The 24,275-nt window shown below is 43.9% G+C and carries 21 protein-coding genes; 17 read left to right on the top strand and 4 right to left on the bottom strand.

Annotated elements, in window-relative coordinates; genetic code table 11:
* Positions 1-95: 95 nt before the first annotated feature.
* The 11 genes from SPUTW3181_RS10940 (at position 96) to SPUTW3181_RS10890 (ending at position 12,329) form a co-directional block, all read left to right on the top strand.
* The gene (locus SPUTW3181_RS10940) at positions 96-1,127 is read left to right on the top strand and encodes an isoaspartyl peptidase/L-asparaginase family protein (RefSeq protein ID WP_011789409.1); all 1,032 of its coding nucleotides are present in this window, start codon (positions 96-98) and stop codon (positions 1,125-1,127) included.
* Between the two features lie 122 nt (positions 1,128-1,249).
* Positions 1,250-1,666, top strand: a complete 417-nt coding sequence (locus SPUTW3181_RS10935) for a CBS domain-containing protein (protein ID WP_011789408.1) — start codon at positions 1,250-1,252, stop codon at positions 1,664-1,666.
* Between the two features lie 100 nt (positions 1,667-1,766).
* Positions 1,767-5,642, top strand: a complete 3,876-nt coding sequence (hrpA, locus tag SPUTW3181_RS10930) for an ATP-dependent RNA helicase HrpA (RefSeq protein ID WP_413540236.1) — start codon at positions 1,767-1,769, stop codon at positions 5,640-5,642.
* A gap of 523 nt (positions 5,643-6,165) precedes the next feature.
* Entirely contained in the window at positions 6,166-6,324 is a 159-nt protein-coding gene (locus SPUTW3181_RS10925; RefSeq protein WP_011789406.1) for a periplasmic nitrate reductase, NapE protein, read from the top strand.
* Between the two features lie 43 nt (positions 6,325-6,367).
* The gene (locus SPUTW3181_RS10920) at positions 6,368-6,625 is read left to right on the top strand and encodes a chaperone NapD (protein ID WP_011789405.1); all 258 of its coding nucleotides are present in this window, start codon (positions 6,368-6,370) and stop codon (positions 6,623-6,625) included.
* Positions 6,626-6,627: 2 nt separating this feature from the next.
* The gene (gene napA / locus SPUTW3181_RS10915; RefSeq protein WP_011789404.1) at positions 6,628-9,117 is read left to right on the top strand and encodes a nitrate reductase catalytic subunit NapA; all 2,490 of its coding nucleotides are present in this window, start codon (positions 6,628-6,630) and stop codon (positions 9,115-9,117) included.
* A 10-nt stretch (positions 9,118-9,127) separates the two neighbouring features.
* Positions 9,128-9,613: a nitrate reductase cytochrome c-type subunit gene (locus SPUTW3181_RS10910; protein ID WP_011789403.1), complete on the top strand. Its 486-nt coding sequence runs from the start codon at positions 9,128-9,130 to the stop codon at positions 9,611-9,613.
* An 8-nt stretch (positions 9,614-9,621) separates the two neighbouring features.
* Positions 9,622-10,209 (top strand): cytochrome c3 family protein, encoded by a 588-nt coding sequence (locus tag SPUTW3181_RS10905; RefSeq protein ID WP_011789402.1) that lies wholly within the window; start codon positions 9,622-9,624, stop codon positions 10,207-10,209.
* Between the two features lie 144 nt (positions 10,210-10,353).
* Positions 10,354-10,734 (top strand): DUF1801 domain-containing protein, encoded by a 381-nt coding sequence (locus tag SPUTW3181_RS10900; protein ID WP_011789401.1) that lies wholly within the window; start codon positions 10,354-10,356, stop codon positions 10,732-10,734.
* Positions 10,735-10,742: 8 nt separating this feature from the next.
* Positions 10,743-11,081 (top strand): hypothetical protein, encoded by a 339-nt coding sequence (locus tag SPUTW3181_RS10895; RefSeq protein ID WP_227498113.1) that lies wholly within the window; start codon positions 10,743-10,745, stop codon positions 11,079-11,081.
* A gap of 87 nt (positions 11,082-11,168) precedes the next feature.
* On the top strand, positions 11,169-12,329 hold the full coding sequence (locus tag SPUTW3181_RS10890) for a cupin domain-containing protein (protein ID WP_011789399.1): 1,161 nt from the start codon (positions 11,169-11,171) through the stop codon (positions 12,327-12,329).
* A 118-nt stretch (positions 12,330-12,447) separates the two neighbouring features.
* Here the strand turns inward: SPUTW3181_RS10890 and SPUTW3181_RS10885 are convergent, their stop codons facing one another.
* Positions 12,448-13,839 (bottom strand): SLC13 family permease, encoded by a 1,392-nt coding sequence (locus SPUTW3181_RS10885; protein ID WP_011789398.1) that lies wholly within the window; start codon positions 13,837-13,839, stop codon positions 12,448-12,450.
* An 80-nt stretch (positions 13,840-13,919) separates the two neighbouring features.
* Here SPUTW3181_RS10885 and SPUTW3181_RS10880 point away from each other — a divergent pair, with 80 nt between their 5' ends.
* The 3 genes from SPUTW3181_RS10880 to SPUTW3181_RS10870 all read left to right on the top strand — a co-directional run bounded on the left by SPUTW3181_RS10880 (position 13,920) and on the right by SPUTW3181_RS10870 (position 16,645).
* Positions 13,920-14,720, top strand: a complete 801-nt coding sequence (locus SPUTW3181_RS10880) for an AraC family transcriptional regulator (RefSeq protein WP_011789397.1) — start codon at positions 13,920-13,922, stop codon at positions 14,718-14,720.
* A 53-nt stretch (positions 14,721-14,773) separates the two neighbouring features.
* A complete protein-coding gene (locus SPUTW3181_RS10875; RefSeq protein ID WP_011789396.1) occupies positions 14,774-15,067 on the top strand; it encodes a YciI family protein in 294 nt (97 codons plus the stop codon).
* A 570-nt stretch (positions 15,068-15,637) separates the two neighbouring features.
* Positions 15,638-16,645: a class I SAM-dependent rRNA methyltransferase gene (locus tag SPUTW3181_RS10870; RefSeq protein WP_011789395.1), complete on the top strand. Its 1,008-nt coding sequence runs from the start codon at positions 15,638-15,640 to the stop codon at positions 16,643-16,645.
* A gap of 68 nt (positions 16,646-16,713) precedes the next feature.
* On the opposite strand, the gene SPUTW3181_RS10865 is transcribed toward SPUTW3181_RS10870, so the two are convergent.
* The 3 genes from SPUTW3181_RS10865 to SPUTW3181_RS10855 all read right to left on the bottom strand — a co-directional run bounded on the left by SPUTW3181_RS10865 (position 16,714) and on the right by SPUTW3181_RS10855 (position 19,211).
* The gene (locus tag SPUTW3181_RS10865) at positions 16,714-17,163 is read right to left on the bottom strand and encodes a carboxymuconolactone decarboxylase family protein (RefSeq protein ID WP_011789394.1); all 450 of its coding nucleotides are present in this window, start codon (positions 17,161-17,163) and stop codon (positions 16,714-16,716) included.
* A 37-nt stretch (positions 17,164-17,200) separates the two neighbouring features.
* Positions 17,201-18,097 (bottom strand): helix-turn-helix domain-containing protein, encoded by an 897-nt coding sequence (locus tag SPUTW3181_RS10860; RefSeq protein ID WP_011789393.1) that lies wholly within the window; start codon positions 18,095-18,097, stop codon positions 17,201-17,203.
* A 244-nt stretch (positions 18,098-18,341) separates the two neighbouring features.
* The gene (locus SPUTW3181_RS10855; protein WP_011789392.1) at positions 18,342-19,211 is read right to left on the bottom strand and encodes a universal stress protein; all 870 of its coding nucleotides are present in this window, start codon (positions 19,209-19,211) and stop codon (positions 18,342-18,344) included.
* A 316-nt stretch (positions 19,212-19,527) separates the two neighbouring features.
* On the opposite strand from SPUTW3181_RS10855, the gene SPUTW3181_RS10850 reads away from it, so the two are divergent.
* The 3 genes from SPUTW3181_RS10850 (at position 19,528) to SPUTW3181_RS10840 (ending at position 24,260) form a co-directional block, all read left to right on the top strand.
* A complete protein-coding gene (locus tag SPUTW3181_RS10850; protein WP_011789391.1) occupies positions 19,528-20,265 on the top strand; it encodes a tRNA (adenine(22)-N(1))-methyltransferase in 738 nt (245 codons plus the stop codon).
* Between the two features lie 254 nt (positions 20,266-20,519).
* A complete protein-coding gene (locus tag SPUTW3181_RS10845; RefSeq protein WP_011789390.1) occupies positions 20,520-23,606 on the top strand; it encodes an EAL domain-containing protein in 3,087 nt (1,028 codons plus the stop codon).
* Between the two features lie 120 nt (positions 23,607-23,726).
* Positions 23,727-24,260: an NUDIX hydrolase gene (locus SPUTW3181_RS10840; RefSeq protein WP_011789389.1), complete on the top strand. Its 534-nt coding sequence runs from the start codon at positions 23,727-23,729 to the stop codon at positions 24,258-24,260.
* Positions 24,261-24,275: the final 15 nt, after the last annotated feature.

Here is a 24,275-nt window from a genome sequence, read left to right as displayed (position 1 = left end):
ATTGTCGCCAGAATGAAAGCAACAGGCAAGGAGATGATTGAAATTAGTCATTGAAATGGTTACAAAGGACGCTACTGTTTAAGGGGATGTAAATAATGAAAATAAAATTAGCCACCTTTAGTTTAATTATCTCGAGTGTACTTTTTATGTCGCATAACACCAACGCTAATGATAAACCGTTCGCAATCGCTATCCATGGCGGAGCGGGCACGATTTCTAAGGCCAATCTCACTCCTGAACAACGTCAAGCATATAAGGATAAGTTAAAGGAAGCTGTCGATAAAGGTTCTAAAGTATTAGAGCAAGGCGGAGATAGCCTGCTTGCCGTACAAACAGCAATCAATGTATTAGAAAATAGCCCTTTGTTTAATGCGGGTGTGGGTTCTGTTTATACCTTTGATGGTGGCCACGAACTAGATGCTTCTATTATGGATGGCAAAACCATGAATGCTGGCGCGGTTGCAGGGGTTCGTCATATTGCTAATCCCATCGATTTAGCGTTAGCCGTGATGAATAAGTCCGAGCACGTGATGTTATCGGGGGCGGGGGCAGAGGAGTTTGCTCTCACCCAAGGGTTTACATTAGTGCAAAACAGCTATTTTGATACTGAGGAGCGTTATCAACAGTTGCTTGATGCTAAACAAAAGCTACAGGCCGCCGAAAAATCAGCGCAAATTGCAGGCATTGAGATGAAAGATCTCGATTATAAATTTGGTACCGTCGGCGCGGTAGCCCTAGATAAACAAGGCAATCTAGCGGCAGGCACATCGACGGGGGGCATGACAGCAAAACGGTTTGGTCGTATTGGTGACTCACCCGTAATTGGTGCGGGCACCTATGCTGAAAATGGAGTATGCGCGGTTTCAGCAACGGGCCATGGCGAATATTTTATTCGCTACTTAGTCGCAGGTGACATTTGCGCCAAAGTAAAATATCAACAAAAGTCGATTATTCAAGCGGCAGATGAAGTGATTAATCAACGTTTAATCACTGCAGGTGGAACTGGTGGTGTGATTGCTGTGGATCATCGAGGCAATATCGCAACGCCTTTTAATACGGAAGGAATGTACCGCGCGACTCGCAGTAATGGTGAGCCTGCACAAGTGATGATTTGGCAAGATCAATAACCTGATCATCCACGGGAAATGCACCTAGCCACACAGTGGTAAACGGTCAATCGAGATGAATCCATTACATCTAGTAAGATTTTGACTAGACTCTAAGCGTAAGGCTAATTAAGGGGAATACTATGGACTCAATAAAAATCCGCGATCATATGGACCGTCAACCCGTGTTACTCCGTGCTGATATGTCGCTTGCTACTGCTGTCGAAAAACTATTAGAAAATCATAAAATGGGCGCCGCAGTGGTCGATGATAATGGCAATCTGGTGGGTTTTTTATCTCAACAAGACTGCCTCGCCGTGATGCTTAAGAGCACTTACCATTGTGATATGACATCCGTTGTAAAGGATTGCATGCGTACTGAGGTTTTGTTTGTCGGGCCAGATGACAGCATCTTACAGCTTGCAGAGCAGATGTTGGGAGCTAAACCTAAAACTTACCCTGTAGTAGATCAGGGTAAAGTGATAGGCACTATCAATCGTACAAATGTGTTAAAGGCAATGAACGTCTATATGCAGCAATGTTACTTGGCACCGGCCTGATTTGTACTACATCGGTTTCAGTTTCAGCAAATTAGCAATACCAATGCACCACATTCCTTGCTAGGATCGCGGTTTTTGATGCTAGCAATGGAATTTGGTTTTGAACTCTGATAAACATCCGCTCTCGAACGCTTTCCTCAATCTTTGCTATCAGAGCGACGCGTCGCGGATCCGACGTCGCTTATTTAAACTGAATAAAGAAGCGGATTCCGATAAGAAGACGCACCAATTAGCACAGCTTACTGAGCAAGCTCAGACAGCCTTTGAAAAGGTTGTGCAACGCCGTAACGCCCGTCCAAAAATTACTTACCCAGAAAATCTTCCTGTATCGTTAATGCGCGATGAGATTGCCCGAGCCATAGCGGGTAATCAGGTGGTGATTATTGCGGGTGAGACGGGTTCAGGTAAAACGACTCAGTTACCTAAAATCTGTCTGGAATTAGGCTTAGGTTGCCGTGGCATGATAGGTCACACACAGCCGCGTCGTTTAGCTGCGCGCAGTGTCGCTAGCCGAGTTGCCGAAGAGTTACAGAGTCCACTGGGTGAAGTGGTGGGCTTTAAGGTGCGTTTTGCCGATGCTTTAAAAAGTGAGTCTTATATCAAATTAATGACCGACGGTATTTTACTGGCGGAGTTAACCTCGGATCGCTATTTAGATCAATACGATACTATCATCATTGATGAAGCCCACGAACGTAGCCTCAATATCGATTTTATCTTAGGTTATCTCAAGCAAATTCTGAAAAAGCGTCCAGATTTAAAAGTCATCATTACATCGGCGACCATTGACGTTGAGCGGTTCTCTAAACACTTTAACAATGCACCTATTATTGAGGTATCGGGTCGAACGTTTCCTGTCGAAACCCGTTATCGCCCGCTTGTTCAAGATACGGATGCCGATCTGGATCAGATCGAAGGCATTTTTGCGGCGGTCGATGAACTCGTCGCCGAAGGACTTGGCGATATACTGATTTTTATGAACGGCGAGCGGGAAATACGCGACACCGCGGAGCAATTAAGCCGTCGTAATTACCGTGATACAGAGATTTTGCCACTTTACGCTCGCCTATCCTATGGCGAACAATCCAAAGTGTTTCATAGCCACCGAGGCAGGCGGATTGTGCTCGCCACCAATGTGGCGGAAACTTCATTGACTGTACCCGGCATTCGTTATGTGATTGATCCTGGTACGGCGCGTATCAGCCGTTATAGCTATCGTACCAAGGTGCAGCGCCTGCCGATTGAACCTATTTCACAGGCGAGTGCTAATCAACGTCAAGGACGTTGTGGCCGAGTGGGGCCGGGGATTTGTATTCGTTTATACGATGAGGCAGATTTTAATAATCGTCCGGCGTTTACCGATCCTGAAATTTTGCGCACTAACTTAGCCTCGGTGATTTTGCAGATGCTCGCGATTGGTCTTGGTGATATTGGGGCGTTTCCCTTTATTGAGCCACCGGATCCACGTCATATCCGAGATGGTTTTTTATTGCTTGAGGAATTACAAGCCGTTAAGCATCAACATGGTAAATTAGTGTTAACACCACTCGGACGACAACTTGCACAGATCCCGGTCGATCCGCGCTTAGCAAGAATGGTGGTTGAAAGTCATCAACTGGGCTGCTTAAACGAAGTGTTAGTGATTGCGGCCGGTTTATCGATTCAAGATCCCCGCGAGCGGCCTATGGATAAGAAGCAAGCGAGCGATGAAGCCCATCGCCGTTTTGCCGATCCACATTCTGATTTTGTCAGTTGGATAAACCTATGGCAGCACTTAAAAGATCAACAAAAAGAACTCTCTGCCAGTCAGTTCCGCAAAAAATGCCGTGATGAATACTTAGCCTACCTGCGAGTGCGTGAATGGCAGGATTTATATACTCAGCTTAAGCAAGCCGTGCACGATTTAAAGTGGCGTTTAAACGATACGCCAGCCACTTACGATACCTTGCACCGTGCGCTCTTGTCGGGCTTATTGAGCCATGTGGGTTTTAAAGATAATAATAACGAGTACTTAGGTGCGCGTAATCGCAAGTTTTTTGTATTCCCTGGTTCACCACTGGCCAAAAAAGGCCCTAAATGGATTATGGCGGCTGAGCTTACCGAAACCTCGCGCCTATTTGCCCGTTGCTGCGCCAAAATTGAGCCAGAATGGCTTGAGCCCTTAGCCGCACATTTGATTAAGAAAAGCTATGTAGAGCCGCATTTTGAAGCAAAACCCGGCAGCGTTATTGCTCTTGAGAATCAAGTACTCTATGGTTTGACGGTTGTGCACCGTCGCAAGGTACAGTACGGCCCCATCGATCCTATTGAAGCGCGGGATATTTTTATCCGCAGCGCTTTGGCAGAAGGGCAACTCCAAACCCAAGAAGCATTTTTTGTCGCAAATCAAAAACTGCTCGAAGATATCGAATCCTTAGAGCATAAATCCCGCCGTCGCGATATTTTAGTCGACGAGCAAGTCTTGATGGATTTTTATGAGCCGCGCATTCCACAGGGCATTTACAATGCTCAGCTATTTTTTGGCTGGTGGAAAAAGGCTAAACGCGAGCAGCCAGATTTACTCGATTTTAACAAAGCCCTGTTGATGCAACGCAGTGCGGATCATATCTCGGCATTGGATTTCCCTGATACTTGGCACAAAGGCAATTTACGCCTCAAACTCAGTTATCACTTTGAGCCCAGTGCCGCGGATGATGGGGTGTCTGTGCACATTCCCGTGGCGTTACTCAATCAAATCGATGAGATGGATTTTGACTGGTTGGTGGCGGGGCTCAGAGAAGAAAAATGTATTGCGTTGATTAAATCCTTACCTAAGAGTTTGCGGCGTAATTTTGTGCCGGCACCTGATTATGCCCGGGCTTGTGTGCAGGCTATGGTGCCCTTTAGTGCCAGTTTGCTTGAGGCCATGTGCAAGCAGTTATTGCGTATGAGTGGTACACGTGTGAATCCCGAAGATTTTGATTTAACGCAGATCCCACTGCATTTACAAATGAATTTTAAAATCGAAGACGATAAACATAAGCTCATTGCCGAGGGGCGAATGCTCGATACCTTAAAAGCAGAGCTGCAAGGCGTAGTCGCTAAGGCCATTCGTCAAGTTGCAGATAAAGGCATAGAAAAAGAAGCGCTGACAGAGTGGTCATTTGGTGAGTTACCCAAACAGTATCAACAGCAGAAAGGTAACTATCAGGTACGGGCATTTCCAGCGCTCATCGATAATAAAGACAGTGTTGCAATCAAATTATTCGATGATGAATTAGAGGCTCAAGATGCACACCGTCAGGGCTTACGGCGTTTACTGCTGCTTAATATTCCATCGCCAGTGAAACATTTGCAGCAAGCCTTGCCCAATAAGGCCAAATTAGCCATGTATTTCAATCCATTTGGCCAAGTGCAAATCTTGATTGACGATATTATTGCCGCTGCAGTACAGCAGTTGTTGGATGAAAAGGCCCTCGATGTGCGTGATCAACTGCAATTTGAGCAGGCAAAAGACTGGGTCCGCCAAGAACTTAATCCTACTGCCGAACAAATCGCCTTGAAGGTTGAGCAGATTTTGACCCTATATCAGGGCATTAAAAAGCGCCTTAAGGGCAAAATTAGCCTAGATATTGCTTTTGCTATGAGTGATATTCAAAGCCAATTAGACAAGTTAGTCTTTAAGGGATTTGTCGAAGCTTGTGGTTGGAGCCGTCTAGGCGATGTGGCGCGGTATTTAAAAGCCATTGAGATACGTATCGATAAATTACCCGTCGATCCGACCCGCGACCGTTTGCATATGCAAAGTATCAACAAAGTACAAGAGATCTTAGCGGCGCAGTTAGCTAAGGTGCCGCGATCTGTGCCAACGCCACAGACATTAATCGAGGCGAGATGGATGATTGAGGAATATCGAGTGTCCTGTTTTGCGCAGGTGTTAGGTACTGCCTATCCCATCTCTGAAAAACGGATTTTGAATCATATTCAACAGGGTTAACCGCAAATTCAAAGAATAAAGACATTAAACCGAGCCAAGTTTGCCACTTTGCTCGGTTTTTTATCTTAAATCCCATTAAGCATTAGTTGATATTGCACATTAATCTGCATATCTGTTTAATGCTGTCACAAAATTCCATGTAAATTATTTAAAATCAAATAGTTACCAATTGACTTGTTTGGCTACTCCTTAATGGTTACGCCCATTGAATACCCAACACTTTGAGTGTGTTTTTCCTCTTTTTTAGTCATCTCGCCCCTCATCTTAATAGGTAAATGCACTTAACAGATTTGCTGGTAATTCGCTAAATGGATTAAAAAGCATGATCTAACTAAATCTATCGTCAAATTAATGATCTGGATCAAGCATCAAGGGCTTTACCGATTTGGAGGTATACATTTTGTTAACAGCATAAAGGTATGATCCTCCTGTAGAAAAAAGATGCAACAGATACATATAAATTCCTGCCATTGACGAGCTTTACCATTCGTTAGCGTGAAGGAATAACCCTCTTGGAGGACGCATGAGTGCTAACACCGCAGAAGAAAAATCCTTAGAACTGAAGATCTTTATCTTTTTAACCGTATTTCTCGCCCCGTTATTGACAGTGGTATTGGTCAGTGGCCTTGGCTTTGCGATTTGGTTTAGCCAGATTTTAACGGGCCCACCGGGTGCTGGCTAAATTAACAGCTAATAATAACAATAAGTTAAGAGTGAAATGTCGCATGAGTAAAGAACTTCATATCACCAGTTTAGTGGTGCAAGTATTACCACAGAAAATGGCTGACGTCAGACAACATATTCTGACAATAGAAAATGCCGAACTTTCCGTTAACAACGATGTGAAATTGATTGTTGTGCTTGAAGGTGACTCTCAACGTGCCTTGATGGACAGCATAGAAGCAATTAATGCCATTCCTGGCGTGTTATCCGCCACTATGGTTTACCACCAGAGTGAAGTGCTCAAAGAAGGTGAAGAATGAACATGAATAGACGTGACTTTATTAAAGCCAATGCCGTCATTGCAGCCGCTGGTGCAGCAGGCCTGGCCTTGCCCGCGGGTGCCAGCAACTTAATTACCAGCTCAGAACAAACAAAATTAGAGTGGAATAAAGCCCCGTGCCGTTTTTGCGGTACAGGTTGCTCCGTTATTGTGGCAACGCGCGATGGCAAAGTGGTAGCAACCCACGGTGATGCCAATAGTGAAGTGAACCGAGGCCTTAACTGTATTAAAGGCTATTTCCTTTCAAAAATTATGTATGGCAGTGACCGTTTAACCACGCCTATGCTGCGGATGACTGATGGTAAATACGATAAGCATGGTGAATTTACGCCCATTAGTTGGGATAGCGCCTTCGATATCATGGCGCAAAAATGGAAAGAAACCCTTAAAGCAAAAGGGCCAACGGCCGTTGGGATGTTTGGCTCTGGCCAATGGACGATTTGGGAAGGTTATGCCGCCGTTAAATTAATGAAGGCGGGTTTTGGTTCAAATAATATCGATCCTAATGCTCGTCACTGTATGGCGTCAGCCGTGGTCGGTTTTATGCGTACCTTTGGTATCGATGAACCTATGGGATGCTATGACGATATGGAAGCTGCCGATGCCTTTGTGCTATGGGGCTCAAATATGGCTGAAATGCATCCTATTCTGTGGAGCCGCGTCACCGATCGCCGCTTGAGTGCAAATCATGTCAAAGTGGCTGTGCTGTCAACCTTCGAACATCGCTCCTTCGATCTGGCCGATTTACCGATAGTTTTTACCCCACAAACTGACTTAGCCATTCTAAATTTTATCGCTAACTATATTATTCAAAACGATAAAGTGAATTGGGACTTTGTTAAAAAACATGTCAATTTCCGTGAGGGCACAACGGACATTGGATATGGCTTACGTCCAACCCATCCACTTGAACAAAAAGCAAAAAATGTCAAAACAGCAAGTGATTCTACCCCCATTGATTTTGAGGCCTTCAAAGCCTTTGTTGCCGAATATACGGTTGAAAAAGTCAGTAAATTATCTGGTGTTTCAGAAGATAAATTAGTGGCGTTGGCAAAATTGTATGCTGATCCTAATACGAAAGTAACGTCGTTCTGGACCATGGGGTTTAACCAACATACTCGCGGTGTGTGGTGTAATAACCTTATCTATAACATTCATTTATTGACCGGAAAAATATCTACCCCAGGAAATAGTCCGTTTTCATTAACTGGGCAACCTTCAGCCTGTGGTACTGCCCGTGAAGTGGGTACTTTCTCCCATCGCCTACCTGCCGATATGGTGGTCACTAACCCTGAACACAGAAAACATGCTGAAGAAATTTGGAAAATCCCAAGCGGCATTATTCCACCCAAGCCGGGTTACCATGCAGTTGAACAAAACCGCCGTTTAAAAGATGGCGATTTGAACTGTTACTGGGTGCAAGTCAATAACAATATGCAGGCAGCCCCCAATATCAATGAGGAAGGTTTACCTGGGTATCGTAATCCTGCCAACTTTATTGTGGTCTCCGATGCTTACCCAACGGTTACTACCCAAGCTGCTGATTTGATTTTGCCAACTGCGATGTGGGTCGAAAAAGAGGGCGCCTATGGTAATGCCGAACGCCGTACTCAGTTCTGGCATCAAATGGTACAAGCACCCGGTGAATCCCATTCGGATCTATGGCAACTGATGGAATTTGCTAAGCGCTTTACCACCGATGAAGTGTGGTCACAGGAAGTGCTGGCCGCAAATCCCTCTTTCAAAGGGAAAACCTTGTTTGAAGTGTTGTACCAAAATGGCAACGTCGACAAGTTCCCTCTAACAGATACCGATCCTAAGTTTTTGAACAACGAAGCAAAACATTTTGGTTTTTATGTCCAAAAAGGATTATTTGAAGAATACGCGACCTTTGGCCGCGGTCATGGTCACGATTTAGCCCCCTTCGAAGCTTACCATGAAGCCCATGGTTTACGTTGGCCAGTGGTCGATGGTAAAGAAACCAAATGGCGCTTCCGTGAGGGAAGTGACCCCTATGTGAAAGCGGGTAAAGGCTTTGAGTTTTATGGTCATCCCGATGGGCGTGCCGTAATTTTTGCACTGCCCTATGAGCCACCAGCAGAGTCGCCAGATGAAGAATACGACATTTGGTTATCGACAGGCCGTGTTCTCGAGCATTGGCATTCAGGGTCCATGACGCAGCGTGTGCCTGAGCTTTACCGCGCGTTCCCCGATGCAGTGTGTTTTATGCACCCAGATGATGCCAAAAAACGTGGTCTTCGCCGCGGCGATGAAGTGAAAGTCGTATCACGTAGAGGTGAAATTAAAACACGAGTCGAAACTCGAGGTCGTAACAAACCGCCAGTAGGCCTTGTGTTTGTACCTTGGTTTGATGCTAGCCAGCTCATTAATAAAGTCACCTTAGATGCGACAGATCCTCTGTCAAAACAAACTGACTTTAAAAAATGTGCGGTGAAGATCGTTAAGGTATAAGGAGTACAGAATGAAAACATTCAAATTAGTCAGAGTGTTAGGATTGCTTGCATTCGGTTCATTGTTCATGGTCAACGTGTCTGCAACCAGTATTCCTGAAGATAAAATTGATACGCTGCGTTTAGCACCTATCAATGTTGAACCTACACCACCTGCGATGCAAAAGGTGCGTAATACCGATGTGAAAGAAGTGCGTAATTATCCGATGCAGCCTCCGGTTATACCGCACAAAATAGATGGTTATCAGGTTGATATTAAAGCTAATAAGTGTATGGCATGCCATGCCAGAAGTCGTACTGGGGAGTCACAAGCTCCTATGGTTAGCGTGACGCACTATATGGATAGGGATAATAACTTTTTAGCCGAGCTTTCTCCGCGTCGCTATTTCTGTACTCAATGCCATGTGCCGCAGTTAGATGCTAAGTTACTGGTCGAAAATGACTTTGTAGATATGGAACATCTGATTAAAGCCAATATTGAGCAGAAAAAACACTAGGAGTTAGTATGTTAGATAAATTGAAAAAGATCTGGCAAGTACTCAATCGTCCGAGTGTCCATTACAGTCTAGGCTTTTTGTCTTTGGGTGGGTTTGTGGCGGGTGTGATCTTCTGGGGTGGTTTTAACACTGCGCTGGAAGCAACGAACCAAGAAGCGTTTTGTATCGGTTGCCATGAGATGGAAAATAACGTCTACCAAGAGTTGCAGTCGACTATCCATTTCACTAACCGAAGTGGTGTACGGGCAACTTGCCCTGATTGCCATGTGCCACATAATTGGACGGATAAAATCGCCCGTAAAATGCAGGCATCTAAAGAAGTATGGGGCAAAGTGTTTGGGACCATTAATACGCGTGAAAAGTTTGAGGATAAACGTCGCGAACTGGCAGAGCATGAATGGGAGCGTTTAAAGGCAAACGACTCTTTAGAGTGTCGAAACTGCCATAACTTCACCTATATGGACTTTACGAGACAATCACCAAGAGCGGCGCAGATGCACTCTACATCACTGGCCAGTGGTGAAAAAACCTGTATTGATTGCCATAAGGGAATAGCCCACCATCTCCCCGACATGAAGGGGGTTGAAGGGTTCTAATCTCGTTAACATCTTATCTCCAGCCAAAGGCCAAGTGCACTCCACACTTGGCCTTTTTTATGCCCTTATCTATCAAGGCTGTTTTATCCTGGATCTCAATACGATAACCTTAAGGTTAATCATGTAATCAATGGAGTTTTCGTTATGGATGATGTATCGCCAATTACGCAGCACATAGCGGATATTCGTTTGCTCAGCCCATCATTGGCTGAAGTTGCACGAGATCTAAGGCTGTTGATTTTCGCCGTGGCACAACAGGCCGCTATCCCAGTGACGGAGGAGATCAAGTACGGTGGGATCCTCTTTAGCACGACAAAGCCCTTTTGTGGTATTTTTGCTTATCAACAACATGTGTCATTGGAATTTAGTGCTGGTGCAAGTTTTCAGGATGCCTACAGCTTACTTGAAGGAAAGGGGAAGTTTCGGCGCCATATTAAGATCTTATCAAACGGTGATATTTCGAATGAAACACTCCAAAAAAAACTTACCGACTATATTTGGCAAGCACTTAAGTTAACGCTATGAATCCTATAATGAATAATACGAAATGGCGTGAATACATCACGCTATTAGCTTCCCATGGTGTGTATCTGCAATTACAGCTAGTAGGTGAAGCGGATTTTCCCCTCGATTATGAAGCCTCAAATCAAGTGTTATCGGATATTAAGACTGCAGATTGTCTGTTTGTGCAGCGGCGCATTAGCTACAAATCTATTTATGCGATTAGGATCGCCAAAACACTGTTTCCTACGGGGTTGCCTGATGCCAATGCATCTTCCCTGACTGAGCTAAAAATACAGCTAGCACAGCTTGGTCTGTTACCGCTGAGCGAAGACGATGAGTTTATTTTTATTCATGGGTATACGACTTAATGCTTTGTTGATCCCATCGAGTTTTCTCATATTGTCTTCCTGTTAACATTGCCGTTTATGTATAACAGTTTGCCCCGTGAGCATCCCATGCAACTTGAGATAAATGGTTTAACCCCCGCTGAATTTTTAGCCCAATACTGGCAGAAAAAACCGTTAGTCATCCGCCAAGGATTTAAACAGTTCCAAGACTTAGTCTCCCCAGAAGAATTGGCTGGCTTAGCGATGGATGAGCTAGTGGAATCGCGGCGTGTTTATCAGCAGGCTGGGCAGTGGCATGCCGAATTTGGTCCCTTTGACTCCTATGAAAAGTTAGGCGAGCGAGACTGGACTTTGATTGTGCAAGCATTGAATAACTGGGTGCCCGATGCTGAAGCGTTAATCCAATGTTTTGATTTTATTCCTCGTTGGCGCTTTGATGATGTGATGGTGAGCTACGCGACACCTGGTGGAGGTGTTGGTCCACATATTGATCTTTACGATGTGTTTATTTGCCAAGGTTCTGGTCGTCGCCGCTGGCGAGTGGGCGATCGCGGTCCACACCGTGAATTTGCAGCCCATCCTGCGCTGCTGCACACTGAAGCGTTTGAACCTATTATCGATACTGAATTACTGCCTGGCGATATCCTCTATATTCCTCCTGGATTTCCACATGATGGGATTACTCTTGAAGAATCACTTAGTTTCTCAGTGGGTTACCGTACAGCTTCGGCAAAAGATATGTTCAGCGCCTTAGCCGATCACTTATCCGAACATGATCTAGGTGCACAGCAGATAGCCGATCCTGAGCGCCAAGTTTCACATCGTAGTGGTTGCGTGGATAATAACGATTTAGCGCGTTTACGTAGCCAGCTTACGAGTATGTTAAACGATAAACTGGTGAGTGAATTCTCGGGCCGCTATCTCACCCAATCCAAATGTGCCTTGGACTTACCCGATGAGCCGTTGGATATCACCCAAGATGAAGTGCTCGCTTGGCTCGATGAACAACCGCTTATTCGCCTTGGCGGTTTACGTTGTTTGTATTTTGATGTCAGTGTTGAGCAAGGAACAATATTTATTAATGGTGAACGATATCAATTGCCTGTGGAACTGGCAGGGATAATCCCACTGCTTTGTGATATGAGTCAACTAGATAAAACGGCTTTACTGCCTTGGTTAGATAATGCCGACGGTCTCGCACAGCTTACAGAGTGGGTGAATCTTGGTTATTGGTATTTTGAAGATCTTAGTGATCAAGAGACATTTTAAATATGTTTTAAGAGGGATAACGCCGTAGCGTTTACTTTGTCTATTTCGTTTGTTATTGAAAACGCCAGCATAAATGCTGGCGTTTGTGTTAATCAATAAATCAATCAAGTGGCACGCCCTAGGCTATCCAACCGAGCCACAACCACCATAGATAGTCCATTGGCATCAGTACGACTATCGTTATTATTGCTAAAGGTAAGGTGATTTTGAGTAATTTTGCTAATGGTTCCTGAGAGAGTTGCATGGCTAGAATTAAGGGAGCAACTTGATAAGGAAAAATCACCGTTGAGAAACCGAGCACTTGGGTCATTAATACCGCAGGAATAGAGAAACCAGTCGCATCGGCAAAGTCCGCTGCCATAGGAGATAGTACAGTGGGTACACCCGGAACCGTGGCAACTAAACCCGTTAGTGTAGAGATTAATGATAAGGACATAAAATTCAGGAACGATTCACCCTGTTGTAAGGGTAGCCATTCACTAAACACTTGTCCTAGTGCAGTTCCAAGCCCAGAGTGATTGACCAATGTGCCAAGTCCTAATGCTGCAGCAACAAAAATAACGGTAGCAAAATCGACAGCGCTATTAAAACGCTTAGGTTCTAATACGCCCCATTTGGGCAATAACAGAATGATTGCCGTTGCAAGTCCAACCCAAGCAGGATTAATACCATGTAGTGTGTCTGTTACCCAAAACAGTAGGGTGATGCACAGTACTACCGCGACTTTCCTTTGCATGGCTAGATCATAAGTTTCATTTTCTTTCTCTTTACTACGCCACTTTTTATCAATATGTGCAGGAAAGAAATACACCACCAACGTAATTATTAAAATCGACTTGAGCAAACCTAAGATTGGAAAATGCAGCAAGAGATACTCAGTATAACCAAAATTGATGTTAAAGAGGCGTTCACTGGAACCTGCCAAGATCATATTCGGAATATTAGATGGTAACACTGCAAAACTTGGCATATTACAAGACAGTGCTAAGGCCGTTGCAATACCCATACGTCCATTACTGCCTCGCTCAAACCCAACTTGCTCGGCTAAAGCCATGCCAATTGGCACAAGCACAACCGCACGGCCGACGGATGATGGCATAACAAAACCAAGTAGTACTGCACTCAGGACAAGGCCTGCAATCAAGTAGAGATAACGGCTAGTGAGCATGGGTGAAAGTAGTGAGGCCATTCTGCGGCTTAACCCTGATTCTGAAATGGCACTGCCTATCACAAAACCAGAAATGATTAACCACACCGCAGTCGAACCAAACCCAGAAAAAAGCAGACTTGGTTCGATAAGGTTAAAAATGGTCGCGAGAGCAAAAAAGATCAGACCTGCCATAAAAGGGGGAAAGAAGCCTGTGCTCCAAAACATCAGTGTCACTAATACTACGCCAGCACTATAGGAAAATATCGTCGGATACTCACTTAGAGGAAAAACGGCCAACAAGATGGCGATGAATAATGCACTAGTAAAGGCTATTTTTTTTACGCTATTGACACTTTTCATACTCAAAGACCTGACGGGTTGCCTACTTAGAAGAGGGATCTTAAGATAGCGTACTTACCTTGACGTTTTAAGATGGCTATATGTCAGACATTGTTCCTAAAGCGACATTATTAGCACCCAGTAATGCCGCATTTATCATCGATCCCCATAGACCTGTACTCACCCATGCTCGTAATTTGGATGCCGAAGCGGGTATTGAACCCCATGCACACCCAAGGGGACAGTTACTTTGGGCTGTAAAAGGAATTTTACGGGTTCGTAGTGAAAGTGCAGTATGGGTGGTTCCATCAACCCATGCGGTCTGGATCCCTTGCAATTTGTCCCATCAAGTCAGTAGTGAAACCTATGCTCATACTCGCAATCTTTACATTGACCCAAGCTATAGTGTCAGAGAACATAATAAGCAAGTGGTCATGGTGACCATGACGCCACTGATGCGGGAAATTATCCTCAGATTGTGTGAAGCGGAATCAATGGAGGCAGGGCGCTTACTTAGGCTTGGTTTAGCGGCTATCGACGAGCTAGCTACACTCGATAGTGTTGATGCTCATTTACCCGCAGGAAAAGATCCAAGGCTTAGTCGTCTTATCCAAACAATTATTCGTCAACCTAAAGTTAATTACTCACTGACAGAACTGGCCGAAATAGGGGGGGCAAGTGTGCGAACCGTTGAGCGACTCTTTAAAGCAGAAACGGGCCTCACTTATCGGCAATGGCGACAAAGATTTCGCTTATTAAATTCTCTTGAGCGATTAACCCAAGGAGAAAGCACGACGAGGGTAGCGCATAATCTAGGTTATCTAAGCGTTAGCAGTTTCAGTGCGGCTTTTAAAATGCAATTTGGTTGTACGCCACAGGATTACTCAAAACATAAGCGTTAAGCGGTTTTACTTGTTCTATTATGTTAGTTTTTTCAGTTATTTAAAGGATACCTATGTTCGTTGTCTTGCTTACTTATAAAAAGCCTATTGCGGAAGTAGAGTTACATTTAGCCGCCCATATTGCCTATCTTGATGAGCATTTTGCCGCAGGGACTTTCGTCGCCTCGGGCCGCAAGGTGCCACGTACTGGCGGTGTTATCTTAGCGAAGGCTGAATCTCGAACGGTGTTGGAGGCTATTTTGCACCAAGACCCATTTAGCATTGCTGATGTTGCCGAGTTTGAGGTGATCGAGTTTGTACCAACGAAGACAGCGCCTGGATTAGAGTCATTAATTGAAGTGATTTGATCTTTGATGACGTGTAAATGCTTAAGCCGTAAGGAACTGTCGGATTTTTGTCTCAAAAGAGTTATTTTCGCCATACTTTGTTAGCGTTTGCGACTGCCAGTCACAGTGGCAAAAGCTAGCACCGGATACGGTATTTTTAGAGGATCAGCGATATGGGCATCTGTTACCACAGGAAGACTCTACGGCTTGCTTTAGCCTTATACTTCAAGGATTCAGCGAACTGAATAGCAAACGGCTGACATAAGTTAGTTTGAAATGCACTAAGAATGGGAGAGCATTCGGAAAACGGCTTAAGTTAATCGCATACTTAACCTAGCAGAAACCCGAGTGCTAAGGTTCATGTAATGATTATCCCAAACTGATCACCATGAGTAGTATCTAACGCGATATCCAATAATGCTATTTAGAGTTCGATGCTAAGGTCACCGCGACATTGTGAGATCGAGCCAAAGCCGATTATTTCGCACTGGCTTGGTGAATTTCTCCGATATTGTGCGACCTAGTTTGCTATTATGCCGTTTTCCCTCTTGAAACCTTACGCAGGTTTCCACTGCGCGAGTCCCGCTTTTTATGTCTATTCAAATGCTGTTATCGACGGCTCTGGCGAAACGCCATGATTTTTTACAACAAGCTGAACAGGATCAAACCGATTGCTTTCGGGTGTTCCATGGCACTGTCGAAGGCATAAGTGGCTTAAATGTCGATCGTTACGGCGATACTTGGCTAGTGCAGAGTTTTCATCAGACCTTAACCGACGAAGAGTTGACCGATGTCGGCACTGTTTTGTTGCAACAGGCCGATTTGCCGATTGTGTATAATGACCGTTCATTAGGCCATTCCCGCGTATTGAACATCTTATCACCCGCAATGGCAGAAATTGCGAGTGCTGAGCGGGTGATGCAGGAAAATGGCATTAAGTTCAGCACTAAACTGCGCCACGAAGGGCAAGATCCACTGTTATTCCTCGATATGCGTATTGGCCGTGAATATGTGCGGGCACACAGCCAAGATAAAACCGTGCTGAATTTGTTTTCTTACACCTGCGGTATTGGTACGGCGGCAGCTATTGGCGGCGCGACTCGGGTGATGAATGTCGACTTTTCTTCCTTTGCCTTAGCCACGGGAAAAGCGAATGCGGCGTTAAATCAGGTATCGAATGTGTGCGAGTTTGTGCAGAGCGATGCGTTTCCGGCACTGCGCCAATTAGCAGGCTTGAGTGTCGGTGGGCGCCGAAATCAAAAATTACCTAGCTATCCCAAATTGGTGCAAACTCAGTTTGATCTAGTGTTCCTTGATCCCCCGCGTTATGCCAAGAGTGCCTTTGGGATTGTGGATCTCGTCAATGACTATCAAGGCCTGTTTAAGCCTGCATTACTGGCAACTATATCAGGAGGGACTATTGTCTGTTGCAATAATGTGGCTAAGGTAGAGCGCCAAGCATGGTTCGACAGTTTAGTGCGCTGTGTTGAAAAACAAGGCCGTACAGTTACTGCGCACACTTGGCTCGATCCCCATGAAGATTTCCCCTCGTTCGATAATAATCATCCGCTTAAAATAGTGGCATTGACGTTAAGCTAACAACATAGCGATACAAGCGAATAGGGCACCAAAGTCAGTGCCCTTTTTATTCGTCTTTTATATTGCAATTAGATGGGCTGTAAATGGAAGGCAATAGCAACGCGGTTCCAGCCATTAATGGCAATAATTAAGCTGGTGAGATCCACTATTTCTTTCTCTGAATAATGTTCGGCAAGCTGAGCATATTGACTATCAGCCATAGGGGCCGACGCAACTTGGGTGAGTATTTCTGTCCACACTAAAGCCGCACGTTCCCGTTTATCAAATATTCCATCGATTTCATGCCAAGCGGCAAGCAGATCTAAACGCAGTTGATCTTCACCATCACTTCTGGCTTCCTGTGCGTGCATGCGCTGGCAAAAAGCGCAGCCATTTAATTGTGATGCCCTCAGTTTCACTAAATGCACCAATAATGGTGGAAACTGCGAGTCAGCGGCGGCTTTATCTAAACTATTTAGTGCTTGGGATAGTGCGGGTTGTAGCTGATAAATTTGTTGGTGTGGTATACGTTCTGACATAAAAACCTCCTATAAACTGAGGCTTCAATATAAGTAGTTAGCGTTGCGTTAGATTGGAGATTTGCGACATTTTGCGTTTTTTGTATTGCCCTGGTGTTTGCTGTGTCACCCTGACAAAGTGTTGATGTAGATGAGCTTGATCGTAAAACCCACAATCAAATGCCACCTGCGCTAGATTAAGTTCGGGTGATTGACTAAGTAGATCGCGGGCGATTTTGACTCTGTTTAACTGCTGTAGTTGTGCCGGAGAGAGTCCCGTTTCTTGTTTAAATCTGCGTTCAAATTGGCGGCGGCTTAGGGCAAGTTGTCCATAAAAATTCTCTAAACGGGTTTGAGGTTGGATAAGCCTTGGTAAACTCATTTGCACAATCCCTGCGGTAGACCATGTTCCCCTATCAAGTTGTGGCTTGATTAACTGTAATAACCACTGTTCGAGTTGGGCGATACGTTGCATTGGCTGATTGGTGTCTGCGAGTTGTGATAATAACTGATTTAATCCTGGTAGGTGCAATTGAGTGGCTTCGATTACAGTATGTGAACTTGTTTGCTGAATCTCTTGCACTGCAATTCCGAGTAAATGAAAAGCACCGCCGGGATGAAAACGGACGATCATTTGTTCTATTCCGGGGACAAATGCGTGGGAATGTAGACTCTGACCACAGTGAAAAACTACTTTAGGTTCATCGGAGTTTGTATTAAGGCTTGGTGCTGGGAAATAGAACTGTAGGCTGGTACCGCCGTCAGGATAGAAAGTTTGTTCGATACTCTGCGGTAAATTTGTTGCCACCTGCAGATGAAAGTAACGGTGTACCCATGGGCGAAGTGACGCTAAGGGCTGAAAATGCCTAAAACCTAAGTGCGCTAGCGAGCTCTCGAAACGCGTAAAACGATGTATTTCTAATAAATCGGTCCTGTACTGCAAGGCAACCACCATTAGGTAAGGTTATTTAGATTAATCTAACCGATAGATGATTGCACTAACAGTTGACTGGAGTGCTTATCATCGGTGTTAAGAACAATTTGCTAAGAGCCCCGATGAGTAAGGGCTGTTAGCGAATGACTTATTTCCATTGAGTTAAACGGGTCAATATTTGCCAGTAATATCACCTCAGCTAAGACTGCATACTCATTTTGGCTGACAGCCTGTGTTTATAAAGTAAGCTGACAACTGCTTAACATTATGATTCTGAAATTGAATTTTTTGGCACCACAAGGACATTGCTGCGCATACGGCTGAGGATAGCTTCTGCCGTATTCCCTAAAACATAACCTAATAATCCTTGTCGTTGTCGAGCGCCTATCACGAGATAACGGCTTTTTAGACGGCAGGAAAGTTCAAATAAGCATAACTCAGGATCGCCCGCAATCAGGTGGATATTTTCCGGTGCTAACCCTAATACCTTGAGTTTATCTGCATGTTTTTGATGGGCAGACTCTATCACTTCGTGGATATTGATCACATCCATGTCACGTAGTATGGGGGGCACACGAATAACATGGGCTAAGTGCAGCTCAGCCCCTGTAGCATTGGCAAGCATTTTGGCCTGTTCGACAACCAAGTCATTCAGTGATTTTTTTTGCGGATTTGAGGCATCGAGATCAACTGCCATCAAAATTGTGTTCGCTTTATTCAAGGGATTATCACAGAGCAGCATAAGGGGCACTTGAGTGTGACGGATTAAATGCCAGTCAATCGGTAGATAGTGCTCTTTGTTGTCGATACCTTTGATAATCATATCAAAACCATGTCTTGCTGAGTGGTGGCAGGCGTGCTCATAGAGGGATTTACTCCACACTAAATGCAGTGGTATTTCACTCGCATCAATATGTTTTAACTGCTCACGTACTTCTTCTTCTCGACGTTTCATCAATGCTTGCTGGGCCACAGCTGCTAAGCGGGGATTATAATATTCAGCTCCAGAGAAATATTCATAACAGTAGGCAAAAACTTCTGCTTGTTTGTTGAGAACATTAGCCAGTTTCATTCCTTCTGAAATGGTATCAGTATGTGCATTTCCCTGTTGTGCAACGATAAACACTTTACTCATGTATGTTCACTCCTATTTTCTATTGCTATTTTCTATTGCTAATAGTTCTTAGCGACTTAGGTAGCTATTTCTCCTTAATTGAGTATAGCTAGGGTATTCAATATCCGAATAATGCTTAGCCTATTGAGCTAGATAGAAATTAACTATAACTGAGGCATACATTCAGGGGAATGCAACCTAATGATGATGTGATACTTTTGTTTTATGCTCGACGGTGTTGGGTCTTATAGTGTGACGCCTTTTTATCCGTTAGGTTGTTTATGCTTGGATCAGGTAAAATACGGCTATTTTTGTATCACAGTAATAGGGCATAAGTGTGAAAATTAGCCAGCGTTTACAACACATTAATCATATGGTGCAAGGGCATTGTGATCATATTTGGGATTGTTGTTGTGATCATGGTTTACTTGGCATGATGTTACTTAAAAGAAATACGGCCAACCAGGTACATTTTGTCGACTGTGTAGCCCCTTTAATGTTGCAGTTAACCCAAGATTTACAACGTTTTTTCCCTAAGCAAGCCTTTAGTACTGGGCACAGTGTTGCTCAAAACACACTGGGTATTAGTCAGTGGCAAGTGCATTGTCTAAATGCTGCTGATTTACCCATTGAGCAAACAGACATCACAAACACACATTTGATTATTATTGCGGGAGTGGGTGGTAAGTTATTAATTGAACTCGTTCAAGCACTCATCTCTCGTCATGGTTCAAGACAGATAGAGTTTATTTTGTGTCCCGTGCATCATAATTATTATGTTAGGCACTCCCTAGCCAAGTTGGGTTTCTTTATTCAGGCTGAGACCCTACTAGAAGAGAATCGACGCTTTTATGAAGTGCTTCATGTGACCCTCGAACGTCCTTGTCATGGTCATCCAGTTACATTGACGGGTTCATTAATGTGGGAGGATTTAGATAAAAAGGATCTTGATTTAGCTAAGCGTTATTTATCCCAAGTGATAGCCCATTACCAGCGAATGCCAAGTGATTTGCAAGTTCCTTATATTATTCACGCCTATCAGTCTCAGCTTGCACAAATTTCTAACGCTTTTTAAGTTTAAATATCAGCCTGCTTGCATCTCTATTCATTGTTATTAATGGCTTTTAGAGTAGAAACTGCTAAGTTTAGTCTTGTGGATTAAATATTGATTAATGGCATTGTGAATATCAACCCATGGGTAGATTGATTTGTATCTACTTGATATCTATTAATTGGATTGCGATTCGTGGCAGTTATTGAAGATTGAATTGAAGATCTAGAACGTCGAGATACTAGCTAATATTGATCAATAGGAGTGATATCGAACTAATGTATAATTTTTCACGGCTCCAATTTATTGTAGTTGCAGTTGCAAGCTATGCTCTCCTTGCTTTAGGTTGGATATACTTTTCAGATCAATTATTACTTTTTATTACGGATCAACAGACTGTTTTCCGTTTTTCCCTTGCCAAAGGCGTGTTTTTTGTACTGACATCCGCATTGGTTTTTTTGTTTGTCTTGAATGCCGTGCCAGATCGCCATATTGCGCCCTCACATCGCGCCATTGAAATCACTTTCTCTCGTTCTGTCTTTCTCGGTCAAAGTCCTTGGTTCCGTTATGGAATTGCCGTACTTTTCCCATTGTTAACGCTATGGTTTGCCCATTATTTAACCCTTGAATTACAAGCACGGTTGCTATTATTGCTTTTTACATTACCTATATCCCTAAGTGCGATTATGGGAGGATTTGCCCCAGGTTTATTAGCTACATTAATTTCGACTCTGTGTGTGTACTTTTTGGTTTCGAATGTGGAAAAGTCACCGCTTGATATGATGCTCAGTTGGCTACCGTTTGTTAGTTTAAGTGTGAACGGCATTCTTATTAGTGGTTTAAGTGGTTATCTAAGAGCCTCATTACGAAAATCCGACTTAAATCATCAGCTCCTTGAATCCATGGTTTCACAAACAACAGATGCCATTTTTGTGAAGGATTTACAAGGGCGCTATGTGGTTGCCAATCAAGGTGCCGCAGCGTTTGTGGGTAAATCAATGCAGGAAATGATTGGTCAAAATGATGATGCATTATTTGAACCCATATCAGCGGCATTAATCCATCAAAAAGATGAGGCTGTACTGAAAGAAAAGAAAGTCACCACACATAAGGAACACTTACAGCTAAAGAGTGGTTTAGCTGTATTTCAAGTCACAAAAGGCCCTGTTGTTGATTCTAAAGGTGAAGTTCGTGGTCTCTTTGGGATTGCAAGGGATATTACCGTACAGGAGCAAAGTGCTGAATTGATCCGTAAGAGTGAGGCAGGGCTAAGGCAAGCCCAGCAATTGTCAGGTATTGGTAGCTGGGAGTGGGATCTTGTGACCGATACCCATACTTGGTCTGAGCAGGTTTTTGAAATCTATGGATTATCACCAAAAAAAGCACTGGATATTGAACAGGCACAGTCACTGTTTCCCCCTGAAAGTTGGCAAAAGCTTAATCATGCCGTAACCCAATGTTTAGACACTGGTGAACCCTATGAATGTGAAGCTGAGTTTTATCGTGCTTATACATCACCCTGTTGGATTAAGACTCGGGGACAAGCAACGCGGGATGAACAAGGACGCATCATTAAGTTACAAGGTACAGTGCAGGATATTACCCAAGCTCGCCTGCTTCAACAGCAAATAGCAGCGCAAACTGCACAGTTACAACGAGTCATTCAAGGTTCGGATCAAGGTTACTGGGATTGGAATGTAACGACGGGCGAAGTTCAAATCAGTCCGCGATTTGAAGCCATTTTAGGGTATCAAACCGGTGAGATGCAGCTTAAAGCGACAAACTGGGCGCAATTTGTTTGCCGCGAAGATCAACGTGAAGTGAAAAAAGTGGTGTTACAACATTTACGGCACCTCACTCCGAGTATTGAACTTGAAGTGAGATGTAAAAAGAAATCCGGTGAACTTTGTTGGGTACTTTGCAAAGGCGGCATAGTAGAGGTTGATAGTAAAGGTCGCGCTTTGATGATTTCAGGAACCCAAGCGGATATTACCCAACTTAAAAATCACGAAGCTGAATTAGATAAGGTTGCAAATTATGATGCCTTAACGGGATTACCTAACCGAAGATTATTACTTGATCGATTTAAACAAGCGATATCGAGAGTAAACCGTGATGGCAGGCTATGCGCAGTCTGTTTTCTCGATCTGGATGGCTTTAAAGCCGTTAATGATCATTATGGTCATGATGTTGGCGATCAACTTTTGGTCGCAATAGTGGACAACCTTTCTAAGATCATGCGTGAGCAAGATACATTAGCGCGAGTTGGTGGTGATGAATTTGTGGCACTATTTGATATTTGTTCAGAGGCGGAATGTACCCAAGTGCTTGAGAGAATGTTATGTGCAATAGATCAAACTGTCTTGATTGGGGATAAAAATTTGCGCCTAAGCGCCAGCATTGGGGTGAGTTTATATCCAGAAGATAATGTTGATCCTGATATTCTGTTACGCCATGCCGACCATGCTATGTATATGGCGAAAGCGGCTGGGAAGAACTGCTTTCAAATGTTTGACCCTGACGTCGATCGTAAGTTGCTTGCTCAACGAAAATGGTTAGAAGAGCTCAAATCAGCCTTTGCGAAGCGTGAGTTTGTGCTTTTTTATCAACCCAAAGTGAATCTTGCCACAGGAGAAGTGATCGGAGCCGAAGCCTTGATCCGTTGGTTACACCCACAACGTGGTCTATTATCACCCAGTGTATTTTTGCCTGATATTGAAGGGAGTGAACTTGAAATCCCGCTGGGTGAATGGGTGATCAACAACGCTATAGCACAAATCCAGCGTTGGTATCGTAGTGGAAAAAATATCAATATCAGTGTGAATGTGAGCGCCAGACAGTTACTGGCGGATCACTTTTATGATTTCCTAAAACAAACATTAGCTAATTTTGCTGATGTGAATACATCCTCCCTTGAGCTAGAGATTCTAGAAAGTGCTGCAATTAAAGATATGACGCTAGCGATTGGCATTTTGAAAGAATGTGCCAGTCTTGGCGTGCATTTTTCCCTTGATGATTTTGGTACAGGTTATTCTTCTTTAACTTACCTACGCCAATTACCCGTCTCAGCCCTTAAAATCGATCAAAGTTTTGTGCGTGATATGTTAGTTGACCAAGATGATTTAAGGATAGTCGAAGGTGTAATTCGCCTTGCAAGTGTGTTTAATTTAGCCGTTATCGCTGAAGGGGTTGAAACCATTGAGCACGGCAGAGTACTTGCGACACTGGGATGCCAGATGTGTCAAGGCTATGGAATTGCAGTTCCGATGACGGCAAGTGATTTTATGGACTGGTATGATAATTGGCCTACACAATATCAACAGATTAAAAATGAGTTTAAACATATGAATGAGCAACAGTGCTAAGACTAACCCAAGTAATAGGGTGTTTTGCTTAGGACTTACAGGTGTAACCGAGAATTTTTTGATCCGCTTTTCGTTATTTTTGGTTTAAGCTGCTGCTCTTTTTCGCTGACAGGGCCATACATGCGTCTCCTTAAATCCACCCAAGATCCTGCGGTAAATTTACTCACTGCGAGAGTTTTTCACCGCCGAGCAGCACGAGCCATAGTGCTATCTGGTGATGATATTCTCCTGCTCTATACTCAAAAATACCATGACTATAGCCTTCCTGGTGGTGGCATTGATGAGGGAGAGAGTGTCGAAGCTGGACTTATCCGTGAATTGCGCGAAGAAACGGGCGCTATTGCGATTAAAGTATTAGCTCCCTTCGGCTGCTATGAAGAGTTTCGTCCATGGTATCGTGAAAATGCAAATGTTGTGCATATGGAATCCTATTGCTATCAATGTGAAATTGATATCGACTTAGGCGTACGAGGATTAGGGACTCCTACCTTAGAAGCCCATGAGATCAAAAATGGTATGCGACCTGAGTGGATTAATATCCATCAGGCTATTGCTCATAATGAAGATGTGCGGCGTCATTCACCTCATAAAGGTCAATCGATAGAGCGCGAAACGTATTTACTAAAACGGATAGTGGAAGAGCTTTTAAACTAAATAAATCAATATGAT

Source organism: Shewanella sp. W3-18-1 (assembly GCF_000015185.1).
Taxonomy (GTDB): domain Bacteria; phylum Pseudomonadota; class Gammaproteobacteria; order Enterobacterales; family Shewanellaceae; genus Shewanella; species Shewanella putrefaciens.
The sequence above is the reverse complement of the archived record's forward strand: the minus strand, read 5'-3'. Positions and strand labels throughout refer to the sequence as shown.